We start from the raw sequence: 15,807 nt of genomic DNA, 5'->3' as shown, positions 1-15,807 counted from the left end.
AACTTTCAAGCTCACGGCTGACTTCTTCTAGACGCTCTTGCTTAGCATCGTAGTCAAAGATACCCCCGAAGAAGCTGCGTGCGATCGGCAAGCTCCTTAATTTTGAATTTTACTGGATTAACTTCAAACATGAATTTTCTACTTCACTCTATTTAGCTTAAGTTAGCTTAAGTTAGCCGCTTTAATGAATTTGCGATTAAAGGAGGCGGTGATTAACAGTATATGCAACCGCGCATTTTAACCTAACAGCGCCGCTAAACCTAGGGCGCGACCTGCATTTAATCTTATTGTATCGATTATTTTTCAGCCACCGGCACCAATGTTGTGTCGCTAAAATAAGCAACAAACGGCCACTTAAGCAGACTTGCTAAGGTGGATACGCCTAAAATACGCCCTCATTCGCGTACATAACGCCAATCACTGGCGCGTTAACGCCAACATCGCGACGACACAGCTCGCGCCAGATCAACATCCACACCAAAGATGCGAACAACATCACAACACCAGTCTTACAGGTTTATAGCGGCGCACACTCTTGCAATGCTTTGTGATAAAAGCTGCAATTTCACGCCAAACTTCCCCCGCCCATAAGCGTCTTGTAAATCTGTCTAGGTATACTCAAACCAATCTAAGTCTGCCGCCCTGAGAGTCGCAGTCAGCCCCTACAAATATAATAAGGCCACGGGATGATAGAACTTCACATTGATAACCAACGAGTATCGGCTGAGCCGAACCAAAGCTTACTCCAAGCAGCCCAAAATGCCGGGATCACCATTCCCAGCTTATGTCAGTCAAACTGTTCTGCCGAGCCACATCTTGCAGAACATGGGGATAAACAGCCCTGTAATTTATGCGTAGTGCAAATTGAAAATGCCGACGCCAGTCTGCGCTGTGTGCGGGCCTGCGAAACAGCCCCCACCCCCGGCATGCGCGTGATTACCCAATCCGAATGGTTAAGCAAAAAGCGCCAGCAGGCACTGAGTGACATGTTAAGTGATCACTTTGCCGACTGTGAGGCCCCGTGCCAACAGGCCTGCCCCGCAGGAGTGGATGTCCAAAGCTATCTGTATCACATCGCCCAAGGTAACCATACCGAGGCGGTTAAAGTCATTAAACAAACCTTGCCGCTGCCGCTATCCATTGGCCGCGTCTGCCCTGCGTTTTGTGAAACTGAATGTCGCCGCGGCCTCATCGATGAACCGCTTGCCATTCGCCAACTTAAGCGCCACGCCGCGGATCTTGACTTAGCCGATGGCGAAAAGGGTGGCATGAGCTATATGCCGCCGCGGCTTGCCGATACCGGTAAAAAAATAGCCATTATTGGCAGCGGCCCTGCGGGATTAAGCACCGGCTATTACCTATCAAACCAAGGCCATCAAGTTGACATTTTTGAGGCTATGCCCAAAGCTGGCGGCTGGTTGCGCTATGGCATTCCCGAATATCGCTTGCCCAAAGCCATTTTAGATAAAGAAATTGATCTGCTGTGCCGTAACGGCCTGACCATTCACACCAATACTAGCCTCGGTCAAGATATTCATTTAAATCAATTAGTCGATGATTTTGATGCTATTTGTCTTGCCATCGGCGCCCAAAAAGCAGTGCCGATGGACTACCCCGGCAGCACCCTCGAAGGGTGTTTTTTAGGGGTGGATTTTTTAAAAGATCACTGCCTCGATAAACAGTTTACACTCGGGAAGAAAGTGGCGGTCATTGGCGGCGGTAACACCGCAATTGACTGTGCCCGCACCGCAGTGCGTGAAGGCTGCGATGTCACCTTAATCTATCGACGTACCCGCGCCGAAATGCCCGCCGAAGCCTATGAAGTCCATGAGGCAGAAGTTGAAGGGGTTAAATTTCACTTTTTAACCAATCCAATTGAAAACCATAGCGATAGCGCAGGAAGAGTCTGCGCCGTCACCTTTAGCCAAATGGCACTCGGGCAAGCCGATGCTTCGGGCAGACGCTCGCCCATCGATACGGGCGAGCGCTTCACCGAAGCCTTTGACACTGTCATCGCGGCGGTATCACAAACCCCGGATATGAGTTTTATGCAGGATCCCAACAGCCACTTAAGCCAAGGCTCCTTGGCTTTGAGCCGGTGGAACACCTTCATTGGCTGCGACCATACTATGTCATCGGGGGTAGAAAAGCTGTTTGTGATCGGCGATTCGCGCCGCGGCCCTGCCACTGCGGTGGCGGCGATTGGGGATGGCCGCAAAGCGGCCCAAGCTATCGATAAAATGCTCTCCATCGGGCTGAGCTGCGATCTGCATCCTAAACCCTTTAACGCCAGTAAAAACCTAACCCCCCAAACACAAGCCAACGTAGGCGCCACATTGTATCCCCATACATCCGCGCGCCCGCGTCTAAAAATGCCCGAATTAACGGCGGTGCAGCGCTTACTGAACTACAGCGAGGTGGAATTAGGCTTTAGCCCCGATGCGGCGATGCAAGAGGCGGCGCGCTGCCTGGAATGCGCCTGCCAAGCCAATACCGACTGTAAACTGAGGGATTACGCCACCGAATACCGTGTCGATGCCACCGCGCTGCACACTGAAAATGCACGCCAATTTAGCGTCGATAAGTCCAGCCCTTTTATTCAGTTTGATGCCAACCGCTGTATCAGTTGCGGTAAATGTGTCGAGGCTTGTCAGCAGCAAAGCGGCCACTGCGCGATTCAATTTGCCCATGATAGTTATCAAGCGCTACCGCAAAACAGCGCGCACACACTGGAGCGCCGCGCGCCGCGTGTAGGGTTTAGTGCCTCAATGCACGATAGCCAATGCGTACAATGTGGTAACTGCGTACAGGTTTGCCCCACAGGCGCCCTGGTCGATGCCCGCGATAAGCGCCAAGGTGACACCACAACACTTGACTGTGCATCCACCATTTGTACGTACTGCGGCGTGGGCTGTCGCCTCGATCTGCAGATCGATCCGACCACTCAGCGGATCCGCCACATCGAAGGCAACCCAGATTCAGTGGTGAATCAAGGGATGCTGTGTGTTAAAGGTCGTTTTGGATTTGACTTTATTCACAGCGAGCAGCGCCTAACGACGCCGCTAATTCGCAAACAGGGTAAACTCGAACCCTGCAGCTGGCAGGAGGCTATCGATTATGTTGCAACGAATTTACTCGAAATAAAACAGCAGCATGGCAGCAATGCCATTGCCAGCCTCGCGTCGGCCAAGGCCACGAACGAAGATAATTTTGTCCTACAAAAATTTGTGCGCAGCGTCATTGGCACCAACAATATCGACCACTGCGCGCGCCTATGCCACTCCTCCACGGTTACGGCCCTGCAACAAAGTATTGGCAGTGGAGCGATGACCAATGATATCCCGAGCATTCAAGACTCTGAGGTGATTTTTATCCTCGGCTCGGATACCAGCAGCGCGCACCCGATTATTGCGTCGCACATTAAACAGGCGGTGAGTTTACATGGCGCACGGCTGATTGTGGCCGATCCTAAGCGGGTCGCCATTGCCGACGGCGCTGAACTGTATGTCGCCCATAAACCCGGCACCGATGTGATGCTGCTCAACGCGATCATGGCTGAAATCGTCCGTCATGATTGGCAAGATAAAGCCTATATCACCGCGCGCACCGAAGGCGTTGATGCTCTGTATACCGAATTGGCAAAATCAGACTACTCCCTTGACAATGCCGCGCGAATCACAGGCGTGGCCGCCGAGGATATCGCCCGCCTAGCGCGTATTATCGGCACCGCAAACAAGACTGCCATCTACTACGCCATGGGCATAACCCAGCACACCAAGGGGCACGATAATGTCACTGCCATCGCCAACCTGCAGCTGCTGTGCGGCAATATTGGTATGGCAGGCGCGGGGATTAATCCTTTGCGGGGCCAAAGTAATGTGCAGGGTGCCTGCGATATGGGCGCATTGCCCAACTATTTTACGGGCTACCAACACGTCACCGATAACGAGACGCGAAAACGCTTTGAGGCGCACTGGCAGACCCCGCTCTCAGGTGAGATTGGGGTGACCGCGACCCATATGATGCACCAAATTTCCCAAGGGAAAATCAAGGCGCTGTATGTCATGGGCGAAAATCCGGTGCTGAGCGATCCCGACCAAGCCCACGTATTAACAGCACTTAATCAAATCGATTTTTTAGTCGTACAGGATATCTTTTTAACCGAAACCGCAGAACTTGCCGATGTGGTGTTACCCGCCGCAGCCTTTGTGGAAAAACGTGGCCACTTCACCAATACCGAGCGGCGCGTGCAGCGTCTCGAACAAGCGCTGCAGCCTCCCGGTGAAGCACGAGCCGATTGGCAAATCGTCCAAGCTATCGCCAAGCGCATGGGCGCCCAGTGGGATTACCCCAATGAAGAGGCTATTTGGTCAGAAATCAATACATTGACTCCGCAATACCGCGGCATCACTTGGCAACGCTTAAGTGCGCAGGCGACGGGGCAATTTCCTCAAGGCATTCAATGGCCCTGCCCCGATGCCAGCCATCCGGGGACGCCCATTATGCATCAAAGCCAATTTACCCGCGGCTTAGGCCTGTTCACCCCAGTGAGTTATCGCGCGGCGGCCGAGCAACCCTGCGAGGAATACCCCTTCACCCTGTCTACGGGAAGATTGCTGGAACAATTTCATACCGGCACCCTAAGCCGTAAAACTGCTGGGCTGAACCTGCTTGGCTCACCGAAGGTGATGATCTCTGTCTATGATGCAGAACAATTGGGGATCCGTAACGGCGATAACCTCAGGCTCAGCACTCGGCGCGGGGCTATTGAAATCGCCGCCTTTGTGACGAAACGCGCGCAGGTTGGTGTACTGTTCCTCCCCTTCCATTTTGCGGAGGCGGCGGCCAATAAGCTCACCATTAACGCCCTCGATCCTGTGGCATTTATCCCTGAATTTAAGGTGTGTTCGGTGAAGGTGGAGCGGGTTGCTTAACGCAATCCCCCTCTCATTGACGAAAACAGCTAACCAAAACACCACGGGAGACCTGAGGTCTCCCGTGGTGAGCGCCATTCGCGCAGCTTAAATCCTAAATTGGCCGACTAACTTGCCTAAACTTACCCCTTCCACCGACACGGTTTGACTCACTCTTGCCGCATCCTCACTGGACTTAAGTAAGTCATTAACAATTTCTTGAATGGCGTACACGTTGCGATTAATCTCTTCGGTCACCGAGCTTTGCTCCGTTGCTGCGGTGGCGATTTGGGTGCTCATATCATTAATCGCGGTGACTGCCGAGGTGACAGAACCTAGGCTTTCAGAGATTGCCCGGGATGAATTGACCGAACGCACGCAGCTCTGCTGGCTTTCCTCCATGGTTTTGACGGCCTGAGACACTAATTTGTGCAGCGCCGATAACATCTCATTGATCTCTAATGTACTTGCCTGAGTACGGCTCGCTAAACTGCGCACCTCATCGGCGACCACCGCAAAACCGCGCCCCTGCTCACCCGCACGGGCGGCTTCAATGGCCGCATTTAACGCTAACAGGTTAGTCTGTTCCGCAATCCCGCCTATCACCGACAGCACGCTATTGATTTTTTGCGATTGCGCACTGAGGGATTGAATACTCCCCGCCGCATGGTTAATTTGCTCCATCAAGGTGGCAATTTCTTCAAGTGACGCATCGACACAACGTTGGGCATTCGCCACATCGCCCGTGGCCGCTTGGGTGGCTTCTGCCACCTGCGTGGTATTTTGCGCCACTTCACTGGCGGTAGAAGACATTTCAGTAATGGCGGTCACCACCTGATCGGTTTCATTATTATGGCTAATCAGCTGGCTCGACATGACTTTGGTCTGCGCATGGATGGCATGAGCTGCATTGGTCACCTTAGCGGTCGCATCCGCGACATCGCCAATAATGGTTTGCAATTTATCCACAAACAAATTGAAGGATTGGCCTAATTGCGCAATTTCATCCGCGCCATTCACTGTTAAGCGCTTAGTTAAATCCCCTTCACCCTGAGCAATATCATTTAAATTGTCAGCCATGTTTTTAATCGGCAATACCATGCGATTCGCCACGAGGATAATCACGAAACAACTGCCCCCAGTTAACACGAGCCCGATCAGTAATAACTGCAAAGACAATCCAGAGAGTTGCTCTGTAATGGTCTGGCGATAATCAGCCACGGCGGCATCGATATCATCAATATAAGCGCCGGTCCCTATCATCCAATCCGTCCCCGGGATCATAGTGACATAACTGATTTTTTCAATTTGCTCCGTCGTATTCGGCTTTTTAAAATAATAAGAAAAATGACCGTCTCCCCGCTGAGCCGCATTAAGTAAACCCACGGTTATTTTAGTGCCTCGCGGATCGGTCATATCGAGCTTATTCTGTCCTTCTTGCTCAGGAAGTAATCCATGAAAGACATTCACTCCCTGAGTGTCGTAAATAAAGAAATAGCCGGCGCTGCCAAAGCGAATATTCCGCAGGGCGCCTTTTACATCTCCCTTCGAGGGTAAAGACAATTGGTATTTTACAATCCCCACGCCAATCTCAGTCGCTTCTTTGATTTGTTGCTGCCGCTCACCAACCAACTCCGTTCTAAAGGTCGCGATTTGTTCATCAAGCGCCCCCTGTTCAACATAGTAAGTCACTGACATTAACACTATCAGCGTTAATATTAGCGGAAGCAGAGATAAGGCTAATAATTTATTACGCAGACTCAAATGTGGCATAAAAGATCTCGCTCTAAACGCAATGATTAAAAACCACCCTATCTTAACAAAAAACCCACAAACAGCAATGAAAAATAAACATAAATTGCGGAAATATATACTTTTTTAATTTACAGCAACGTCAAAAGCCTTCCCCCAAAAGTACCGAACCTCTGCTTTGACGAATGTTGATTGAGATCAAAGTCAGGTTGATTAAGATCAAAGTGAGCCCCAGGTTTAAATGTTAAAAATTAATCCAGCTGATTGACTTATCCCTCTGCGAATCGGCATCTAACCGCTAAAAGATGGGCAATGACTCATTGCCAATTCGGCAAACTTGGATAACTGGCTAGGCGATAACGAACCAACGGATCAGATATTAAAAAACACTGTGAAAAATGTATGTCGCAAGCATATGGAGCCTTATCCATCTAGCTTATTCACCCAATTATCCATAATGAAAAAATAACTAGAGTAAGCACACTTAATGGAGGTCGCACTAAACACTTTTCCGCGAAAGGGAAATCATCATTGCCAAGCGCAAAGAGTAAGGCAAAAATTTATCTTATAACAATAATGAGTTAATTAAGGTCTTGAGTTACAACGGCAGGGTGGCCATTGCGCTGCTTATTATGTCGCACTCATGAATATGGAACTTTTATGAAATTTAGCCATAAAATTGTCACTGCATCCTCCGCGCTACTGCTAGTCACTATTTCACTGCTTTCCATAAAACAGATTTATACCGTTCAAAACACCATCGAAAATTATGTTTCTAGCAGCATTAATGAAGTGATCGGCAGCGTTAAAAACACCATCGTTGCCGAAATGGAGGCGCGTAAAAATCTGGCACAAAGCACCACAGAAATTCTCGAAATTGCGCCCTTTGATCATTCCTACATTAAAAAGATCATTGAACAAGACAAACTCAAATCAAGCTTTATCACCATAGGTTATGGTTTTGAAGAAAACGGCAGTGTCATTGAAAATAACGATAGTTGGGAGCCTGAAGTCGATTACGATCCGCGTAAGCGCCCTTGGTATGCAGACATTAAAGCCGCCAATAAACTGGTGGTGACAGCGCCCTACCTCGATGCTCCGACCAAAACCATCATTATCTCTGTCGCCACGCCAGTTAAACAAAACGGCAAATTAGTCGCAGGCATGTTTTACGATTTGCAACTGACCCACTTGGCACAATTAGTGAACCAGGTGAGTTTATTTAACGCCGGTTACTTATTTTTAATTTCGGCCAATGGCACCACCATCGCGCATCCTGATAGCAAAAATAATGGCGAGCCTTTAGCGAAATACCTCCCAAACGTGCAACTCAAAGAAGGAGAGCAGTATTTTGAAAAAGAGGGTGTGCGCTATCAACTAACCTTAAGCAAAATTGCCAGTGAAAATTGGTATATCGGCGCGATTATTGATCAAGATATCGCCTTTAACGCCGTCAGCAGCCTCAGGAATAACTCCATTCTGTACGCCGTATTAGCCGTATTTCTGAGCATTGTCGCCCTCACAATGTTAATCCGCTTTTTAATGCAGCCGCTTAATGCGCTCAATCACGCCATTCAAAATATCGCCTCGGACAACGGCGATCTGACACACCGTTTAGATACCCAAACAGATCAAGAATTTGCCGAACTGGCCACGGGCTTCAATACTTTTAGCGACAACCTGCAAAGCCAAGTCACTCAATCGAAAGAAATTGGGCGTGACATCATCACCGGGACTGAGTTCATCGCCAAGGGAGCCAAAAGCTCTGCCGAAGCGATGAAGGCCCAGCTACAGGAACTCGAACAACTGGCAACGGCAATGAACCAAATGACAGTGACGGCCACACAGGTCGCCAGCCACGCCCAGGAAGCCGCGGGAGCCACAAAAGAAGCAGATGCCGAGACACACAATGGCTCGATTGTTGTGAATGCGTCGACCCAGTCCATTAACCAACTCTCTGCCCGTATTGATATGGCAGTTGAAGAGGTGCAAGGATTAGAATCCGCGACCGCCAATATCGAAAGCATCCTCAAAGTGATCAACGATATTGCCGATCAAACCAATCTCCTCGCACTCAACGCAGCCATCGAAGCCGCTCGCGCCGGAGAATCTGGCCGTGGTTTTGCCGTGGTGGCCGATGAGGTGCGCACGCTCGCTCAGCGCACCCAACAATCCACCACCGAAATTCGTCACATGATCGAACAGCTTCAATCCGGAGCGTCTTGTGTGGCACAAGCGATGAACGAAAGTAAAGGTAGCGCAGTTGAAGCCGTCGAACGCGCCAGCCAAGCGAATGAATCCTTGCATCGTATTCGCGATGCGATTCAAAAAATTACCGATATGAATATCCAGATAGCTGCCGCCGCAGAGGAACAAAGCCTAGTCGCAGAGGAAATTAATCGAAACACAGTGAACATCAAAGAGCTCTCGTCGCATGTCGCCAGTGAAGCTGGTAAGGCCGATAACGCAATGCAAGCACAAATTGATAAAGCCAAACAGCTTGAGCGGATCCTAAACCGCTTCAACGTTTAGGCGCCAGCCACGCAAACCATCGATGCCACATGACAAGTGAGGCGAGCAACCTCTCTTGTCATGCCATTCCCAGCACCGACGCTTTTAAGCACGGCCGATTTTAAGCACTGTTGATGTTAAACATTAAACACAGACAATATCTCAGCCGTGCTCATCTGCAATCGTGTCACTCCAAGGCCTATTGACTAACATGGGCCAGCCCTTTCAAGTCAATTCTCCCCCAAGTATGCCCTCAAGCCATATCTAAAGCGCTATTCATTCCCGCGATTCAAGGGTGCATCAGTGGATGGACATATCACAATCCACTCAAAGCCCCACCACAATCCCGGAAATGCCAAAACCGACCACCAGCACCAGTATTGGTGGCTTAAAAAGCTTTAAAACGCCAAAACCCAGCAGCACTATGGCCATATCCACCGCAGATAATACCCCTTGGCTAAATACCGGCTGATAAAGCGCTGCGGCCAATAAGCCCACCACACTGGCGTTTACCCCCGCAAGCATTCCGGCAATCTTGGGTCTGGCGGCGATGGCATGCCAGCTTCTTAAGCCCACCAGCATCAACAAAAATCCCGGTAAGAAAATCGCCACCGTGGCAATTGCCGCGCCGATAAAGGGATTATCAAGCATCATCTCCGCGCCAAGAAAACTGGCAAAGGTAAACATGGGGCCCGGCACCGCTTGCGCAAAGGCGTATCCAGTCAAAAAACGATCGCCGCTGATGGCATCACCGAGCGCTGTTTCAAGGAGCGGCAGCACCACATGCCCCCCGCCAAACACCAAACTCCCAACGCGAAAAAACTCGGCAAACAGCCCCGCTTCTTTCCCTAAGTGCAAAGCGAAAAAACTGGCGACAAATAGGCCAATAAATAAGCCTAAACTCAAGTAATTCAACTGGATGGGCGCAAGCCTTGGCGGGGTGTTATCGGCAGTAGCATCATGGGCAATACTGAGGCAGCACACTCCCAAGATGGCGGCAACAATCAATAATGCAACTTGGGTCCACAAAAAGGGAAAAATCAACATCGCGGCGGCGCTCGCCAACATCAATACACGGGCGATGTGGCGCTGGCAGAACTGCTTAAACATCGTCAGCACCGCATCCGCGACCACCACGACTGCCAGCAATTTTAAGCCATGGACTATGCCCTGCATATATTGATGGCCCAACCAAGCCGCGGTGGTTACCGCCAGCAAATACATCAATATAAATGACGGCAAGGTAAACCCGGCAAAGGCAGCGAGCGCGCCAGCCAGCCCACCGCGATGATAGCCAATGGCAAAACCAACTTGGCTCGACGCTGGCCCGGGCATAAATTGGCTTAAGGCCACGAAACTCGCGTAGCGTTTATCATCAAGCCAACCGAGCTCATTGACAAAGGTGTGACGAAAATACCCAAGGTGAGCCGCTGGACCGCCAAAACTGGTCAGCCCAAGGAGCAAAAAACGCAAAAAGATCGGTAGCATAACATTCGTCTCGCAAAAAATAGCCTGCAACAGAGTATGCCACTAACAAGACTATTTGATGAAAGGTAAATCGCCGCTGGCCGTTTGCCGCATCTTACGCCCCGTCACGCGCCTCTTTGACCAACATCACTAGAACCTCAAAATGATCCGTATGCGGGAATAAATCAAACAGCTGTACTTTCGTAAGCTGATAACCACGAATATGGGCTAAATCTTTAGCTAAGGTGGCGGGATTGCAACTCGAGTACAAGATAGCCTGCGGCGCAAACTCACTTAAGGCAGAGCATAACTCCTCACCAATACCCCGGCGCGGCGGATTGACGATGATCAGTTCCGGCTTATCCGCAGCATCGCGGCCCTTGGCAAAGTCAGTGGAATCGAGCGCCATAAACTGCACGTTATCCAATCCCATCATCTGCGCCGACATGTTAGCGCAAGCAATGGCTTCGGCTTCAATTTCAATGCCTGTCAGCGCAATATGCTTGGCGGCGCAGTGCAACCCAAAGCCGCCCACACCACAAAATAAATCCCAAATGGAACTGGGGGCAAACTCGGCGACCCACTCCCGCGCGGTTTGATAGAGCTTGGCTGCCACATGCGGATTGGTTTGAAAAAAGCTTTTTGGACGAATAAACAAAGGCACATCGTTAAAGCGCTCTTCAAGCCGGGTATTGGCGGTAAGAAAAATCTCCTCATCCCCTTCGAGGATCGCCATATGCACCGGCTGCAGATTGACCGAAACCACCTTAATTTGTGGGAATTCGGCCAACAATGCCGGCAACTCTCGCTCGATGCGGGCAATGGCATCCTTGGAGCGCAGCACAAAGCGCAATAAAAACTCACCGCGCACTTGGCTGCGGGTAAGCAGGATAAATTTAAGCTCGCCCTTGGCCTTGTCGACGCGATAAGGCGGGAGTCCCGCTTGTTGCACAAAACGCTCAAGGCGCTGCAGTAAAGCTTGCATATCCGCAGGATACAACAAGCAATCCCACAGGCTTACCGCCTCGCCACTGGGGCTGACAATTCCGAGGATTGGGGCATGCGCCGCCCCTAATGCCACCATTTTGGCTTTATTACGAAAACCACTGGCATCACCGAGGATCGGCGAGTGAAAAATCGCGGCAGGCTCCGCAACAAAAGGGCTAAGAAGTTGCTGCAATGCCGCAGTTTTAGCGGCCACTTGCTGCGCCAGCGGCCGCGCAATATGGCGACAGGATTGGCATTGGCCTTGATTAAAATGATGACATGGGCTTAAGGCACTCACAGTAGCGGCACTCACAACAATTCCTAGAGATCAATAACACAGCGCCACACTGTAGCGGTTTTGCCATCAAAAATCATCTTGAACTGGCTAAGCTTAGGCTTAGCGCAAGATTATCCGATCCACATCGGCCAACGCCGAGCGCCGCCCAAGATGGCGCGTGACCCACTGCAGCACCTCGGCGGAGGTACTACGAAACGTGGTTAACTTACCGCCATATAAACTCAGCAACCGTGGATGGCTCACTGCGGTTTGCATTAACGTATCCCGAGCACGCTCAAAGGCTTGGGTTGGCTGTTTAGGCAAGACCCGAACCCCGCAATACTCTTTAATGATCTTATCCTTAAGTTCATCTAGGCTACCTGCGAGGGGAAAATAATGCTGATAAATCCCCAAAAGATACGCTCGCTCGGCGGCGGTGACCTGAGGCGATGTGGTCAATGAGCTTAGCTCGGTTTCAGTGGTGCCAATTAAGGTTTGACCGTACCAAGGCATCACAAAAATCACCCGATTATCGAAGCAAGATTCAAGGTATAAAATCCCGTCATTGGCCGGAATGGCTAACAATAAATGAGCGCCCTGCACCCAATCGATGTCCACCGCCGTCAGCGGTGGCGACACACGGGCGATAACCTCATTCACCCAAGGACCTGCGGCATTCACCACTAAACTGGCCTCCATCTGCCGCTCACGGCCATCATGGCTAAAACGCACAGTACAGCCATCCGCGCGATGCTCCATGCCTAATAATTCGGCCTGGGCATAAATATCGGCCCCTAATGCCTGCGCGCTGCGGGCCACCGCTTGGGTCAGTAATTTATCGTCGGTTTGCGCATCCCAATATTGGAACACGGCCTCTAATCCCGCCAACTTAAGCCCCTGCAAACGCTGCCAATGTACCGATGGCACAGACACAAAACGGCCGAGGGGATCCAATTCACTCAAGAGCGCATACACACTGAGCCCCGCCCGAATGGCCCAGGGCCGACGCCGACTTTCTCGATAAATCGGAATGTAAAACGGCACAGGTTTAACCAATGTCGGGGCAAGGTTGAGTAAATTGCGCCGTTCTTTAAGCGACTTACGCACTAAATTAATTTGCCCGGTTTCTAAATAGCGCAGACCGCCATGGATAAGTTTGCTGGAGTTGGCCGAGGTTTGGCCACCGATTTCGCCCTTGTCAATCAGCAGCACCCGATAACCTGCAGCCGCGGCGTATTGGGCAATGCCTACGCCGCTGATCCCGCCGCCAATAATGGCGATATCGACGCTATTCCTCTCCCTGTTCATCTGCCACTCCCCCGGTATCCAAAACGCCATCACTGTGCTTAGGCGTTTTCAGCAAGCGCCTTAAGCTTAAGTCCACCATGTTCAATATGATAAAACCCGCGGTTTAGATCGCTTTTACTTCACTCATCTAGGCTGGCCTGCAACTGCTTGAGCGCCTTGTCGCACAAGGTTTTTAAGGCGAGGAGATCCGCCGCCTCTGCGCCGACCTTACAGCGCATTAAATGGGGGATCTCAAGTGCTTGGGATTTAAGGGCCAGCCCTTGCTCTGTGAGGGTTAACACTCGCACTCGCTCATCCTGCTCGCTGCGGCCACGGCTAACTAAACCTTTAGCTTCTAAGCGTTTTAGCAAAGGCGTTAGGGTGCCAGAATCGAGCAACAGTTTATCCCCTAAGGTTTTAACGCTAATGCCCTCAGCCTCCCACAGCACAAGCATGGCGAGATACTGCGGGTAGGTTAAATCCAATTTATCCAGCAAGGGACGATAGGCACGCACCATGGCATTGGCCGCGCTATAGAGCGAAAAGCACAGCTGCTGCTCCAAACATAATGGCGCAAACTCGAGTGAAGGCGCGGGGGGTAACTCAAGGTTAACGTCAGTCTGCGGCATAGTCATATCCAAGTCAGTAACTATATTGCGCACAATATACTTGCATTCAGTATAAAGATCGAACTATAGTTGCCAGCAATACAATTGCGCACAATCTAATTTAAGCCACCAATATTCACGAGACACAACCGAGGTCATCACCATGAAAACACTCTACGAAACACGAGCAACCGCCAGGGCTGGACGTCAAGGCCGAGTCAGCACTGAGGATGGTTTGCTGGATGTGCCCTTAGCCTATCCTAAGGCCATGGGCGGGACAGGACTTGCCACCAATCCGGAGCAACTGTTTGCCGCAGGCTATGCCGCCTGTTTTTCTAACGCGATATTGCATGTCGCCAAATTAACCAAGGTTGCCATCACCGAGGCGCCAGTTAGCGCCTTGGTGGGGATTGGGGCCAATGAGTCGGGAGGATTTGCCTTAAGCGTGACCCTAGAAATCCAGCTCGATTTACCCCAAGCAGAGGCCGAGGCGCTGGTGCGCCACGCCCATCAAATTTGCCCCTATTCCAATGCCACACGCCACAATATCGACGTTAAACTCAAGGTAAATACCCTCGCCTTAACCTAATGGGGCCATGAAACAACCGAGATTCAAGTGCCTAGCACTGCCTGCCGTGTACCGAGTGCGCCCATGTGCGCGCTCGCAAAGTGGTTAAACATCACGCGCCAGCGAGTATTCATGCCTTAGCAAAAGCCCACTAATCGCGAGACATTTAACACTTCTTAATATTCAATTTAATCAAATCACTCGAATGAAGTAGAGTAGGCGCTAATTAAACCATTTGATCATTCAATTAACCCACGATAGTGGGAGGCGCTATGACAAAATACTTATCAAAATTCTCTTTTGTGTGCTCCTTGATGTTGGCACTCCTGTGCATCAGCCCCAGCTGGGCCAATACCGAGCCAAGTACCAACGATCACACTTGGCACTATGTCAACGAGCAAGGCGAGCTCAAAATCAAGCTGTACTTTTTTTGGTCAAAAACTTGCCCCCATTGCGCCGAGGCTCACCCGTTTATCGACTCACTGCCACAAAAATACCCTTGGATTGAGTTAGCGTCTTATAGTATCTCTGAGCCAGGTGTCCAAGATATTTGGCAAAATATTGCCGACAAAACCGCGACCGAAGCCCGCTCTGTTCCCTATATGGCCAACTGCGAAAAAGCCATCATCGGTTATTCAAGCGCAGCTGTGACCGGAGAATTTTTGGTTAATCGCTTAAAAAACTGTTACCTCTCCCTTGGTGGCGAGCTAAGTGAAGCAGATATGCCAACAAAAGGAGCGGCCCACCCCACCGCCGACAGTGGCGATAAACCGCTGTTTGGCACCTGTGGCAACGAAGCCGGCACCTGTGATGCGACCAGCCTGCAGGAACCTGAGGTTCAACCGGTTGAATTACCGCTTGTTGGCGTGGTCACGCCCGAGACTATGTCACTCCCACTGTTAACCTTAGTGCTCGCGGGTGTGGATGCTTTTAACCCTTGCGCCTTCTTCGTGTTGCTGTTTTTACTGTCCATCATGGTAAACGCCAAGAGCCGTGGGCGCATGCTGCTCGTGGGCGGTATCTTCGTGTTCTTCTCTGGGTTTATTTACTTCCTGTTTATGACGGCATGGCTCAACATCTTTAAACTATTAGGTGCGGGCAGTGACGGCGGTAAAATCATTTTTGCGGCAGGCTGCTTAGCCTTGATCGCCGGGGTGATTAACATTAAAGACTACTTCTTTACGAAGGGTGAAGTGACGTTATCCATGTCGGCGGAAAACCGCACCAGCTTGATAAAGCGCATGGGTAAACTCTCCAATTCCAGCAGCTTAGGCGCGCTGATTGTAGGCTCTACCGTATTAGCGATCCTCGCCAATGCCTATGAGTTACTGTGCACCGCAGGCTTTCCGATGATCTACACTAGCGTACTATCGATGCACAATCTGCCGGACATCGAGCGCTACATGTATCTGGTGCTGTACAACATCGTCTACGTGA

9 protein-coding genes and 1 pseudogene are annotated in these 15,807 nt (G+C 50.7%); 4 read left to right on the top strand and 6 right to left on the bottom strand.

Going from position 1 to position 15,807, the window contains the following annotated elements; all coding sequences use genetic code 11:
* Nucleotides 1–131 (bottom strand): annotated as a pseudogene (gene prfB / locus ACRCZA_RS00410) (peptide chain release factor 2); the annotation flags it as partial.
* Between the two features lie 555 nt (nucleotides 132–686).
* On the opposite strand from prfB, the gene fdhF reads away from it, so the two are divergent.
* Nucleotides 687–4,934, top strand: a complete 4,248-nt coding sequence (gene fdhF / locus ACRCZA_RS00405) for a formate dehydrogenase subunit alpha (protein WP_438672516.1) — start codon at nucleotides 687–689, stop codon at nucleotides 4,932–4,934.
* A gap of 87 nt (nucleotides 4,935–5,021) precedes the next feature.
* Here the strand turns inward: fdhF and ACRCZA_RS00400 are convergent, their stop codons facing one another.
* Complete coding sequence (locus tag ACRCZA_RS00400; protein ID WP_438672515.1) at nucleotides 5,022–6,686, bottom strand: methyl-accepting chemotaxis protein; 1,665 nt, start codon at nucleotides 6,684–6,686, stop codon at nucleotides 5,022–5,024.
* Between the two features lie 639 nt (nucleotides 6,687–7,325).
* On the opposite strand from ACRCZA_RS00400, the gene ACRCZA_RS00395 reads away from it, so the two are divergent.
* On the top strand, nucleotides 7,326–9,197 hold the full coding sequence (locus tag ACRCZA_RS00395; RefSeq protein WP_438672514.1) for a methyl-accepting chemotaxis protein: 1,872 nt from the start codon (nucleotides 7,326–7,328) through the stop codon (nucleotides 9,195–9,197).
* A gap of 306 nt (nucleotides 9,198–9,503) precedes the next feature.
* Here the strand turns inward: ACRCZA_RS00395 and chrA are convergent, their stop codons facing one another.
* The 4 genes from chrA to ACRCZA_RS00375 form a co-directional block, all read right to left on the bottom strand.
* Nucleotides 9,504–10,664, bottom strand: coding sequence for a chromate efflux transporter (gene chrA / locus ACRCZA_RS00390; protein WP_438672513.1), 1,161 nt, complete (start codon nucleotides 10,662–10,664; stop codon nucleotides 9,504–9,506).
* Nucleotides 10,665–10,758: 94 nt separating this feature from the next.
* Nucleotides 10,759–11,943 (bottom strand): 23S rRNA (uracil(747)-C(5))-methyltransferase RlmC, encoded by a 1,185-nt coding sequence (rlmC, locus tag ACRCZA_RS00385; RefSeq protein WP_438672512.1) that lies wholly within the window; start codon nucleotides 11,941–11,943, stop codon nucleotides 10,759–10,761.
* Nucleotides 11,944–12,027: 84 nt separating this feature from the next.
* Nucleotides 12,028–13,215 carry a glycerol-3-phosphate dehydrogenase/oxidase gene (locus ACRCZA_RS00380; protein ID WP_438672511.1) on the bottom strand — a complete coding sequence of 396 codons (1,188 nt, stop codon included), beginning with the start codon at nucleotides 13,213–13,215 and terminating at the stop codon, nucleotides 12,028–12,030.
* Nucleotides 13,216–13,334: 119 nt separating this feature from the next.
* Nucleotides 13,335–13,823 (bottom strand): MarR family winged helix-turn-helix transcriptional regulator, encoded by a 489-nt coding sequence (locus tag ACRCZA_RS00375; RefSeq protein ID WP_438672510.1) that lies wholly within the window; start codon nucleotides 13,821–13,823, stop codon nucleotides 13,335–13,337.
* 142 nt (nucleotides 13,824–13,965) lie between these two features.
* Between ACRCZA_RS00375 and ACRCZA_RS00370 the strand changes: the two genes are divergently transcribed.
* Together ACRCZA_RS00370 and ACRCZA_RS00365 are read left to right on the top strand one after the other, a co-directional pair.
* Entirely contained in the window at nucleotides 13,966–14,391 is a 426-nt protein-coding gene (locus ACRCZA_RS00370; protein ID WP_438672509.1) for an organic hydroperoxide resistance protein, read from the top strand.
* 251 nt (nucleotides 14,392–14,642) lie between these two features.
* The coding region (locus ACRCZA_RS00365; RefSeq protein WP_438672508.1) for a cytochrome C biosynthesis protein at nucleotides 14,643–15,807 on the top strand (1,165 nt) is incomplete at its 3' end.

Origin of the sequence: Shewanella sp. (assembly GCF_051658185.1) — a bacterium.
GTDB lineage: Bacteria > Pseudomonadota > Gammaproteobacteria > Enterobacterales > Shewanellaceae > Shewanella.
Note: the sequence above shows the minus strand (reverse complement) of the source record. Positions and strands in the feature narration are given on the sequence as shown.

Bases quoted from the DNA above. Each gene is read 5' to 3' on its own strand.
- fdhF (WP_438672516.1), top strand. From the start codon at position 687: ATGATAGAACTTCACATTGATAACCAACGAGTATCGGCTGAGCCGAAC.
- ACRCZA_RS00400 (WP_438672515.1), bottom strand. From the start codon at position 6,686: ATGCCACATTTGAGTCTGCGTAATAAATTATTAGCCTTATCTCTGCTT.
- ACRCZA_RS00395 (WP_438672514.1), top strand. From the start codon at position 7,326: ATGAAATTTAGCCATAAAATTGTCACTGCATCCTCCGCGCTACTGCTA.
- chrA (WP_438672513.1), bottom strand. From the start codon at position 10,664: ATGCTACCGATCTTTTTGCGTTTTTTGCTCCTTGGGCTGACCAGTTTT.
- ACRCZA_RS00380 (WP_438672511.1), bottom strand. From the start codon at position 13,215: ATGAACAGGGAGAGGAATAGCGTCGATATCGCCATTATTGGCGGCGGG.
- ACRCZA_RS00375 (WP_438672510.1), bottom strand. From the start codon at position 13,823: ATGCCGCAGACTGACGTTAACCTTGAGTTACCCCCCGCGCCTTCACTC.
- ACRCZA_RS00370 (WP_438672509.1), top strand. From the start codon at position 13,966: ATGAAAACACTCTACGAAACACGAGCAACCGCCAGGGCTGGACGTCAA.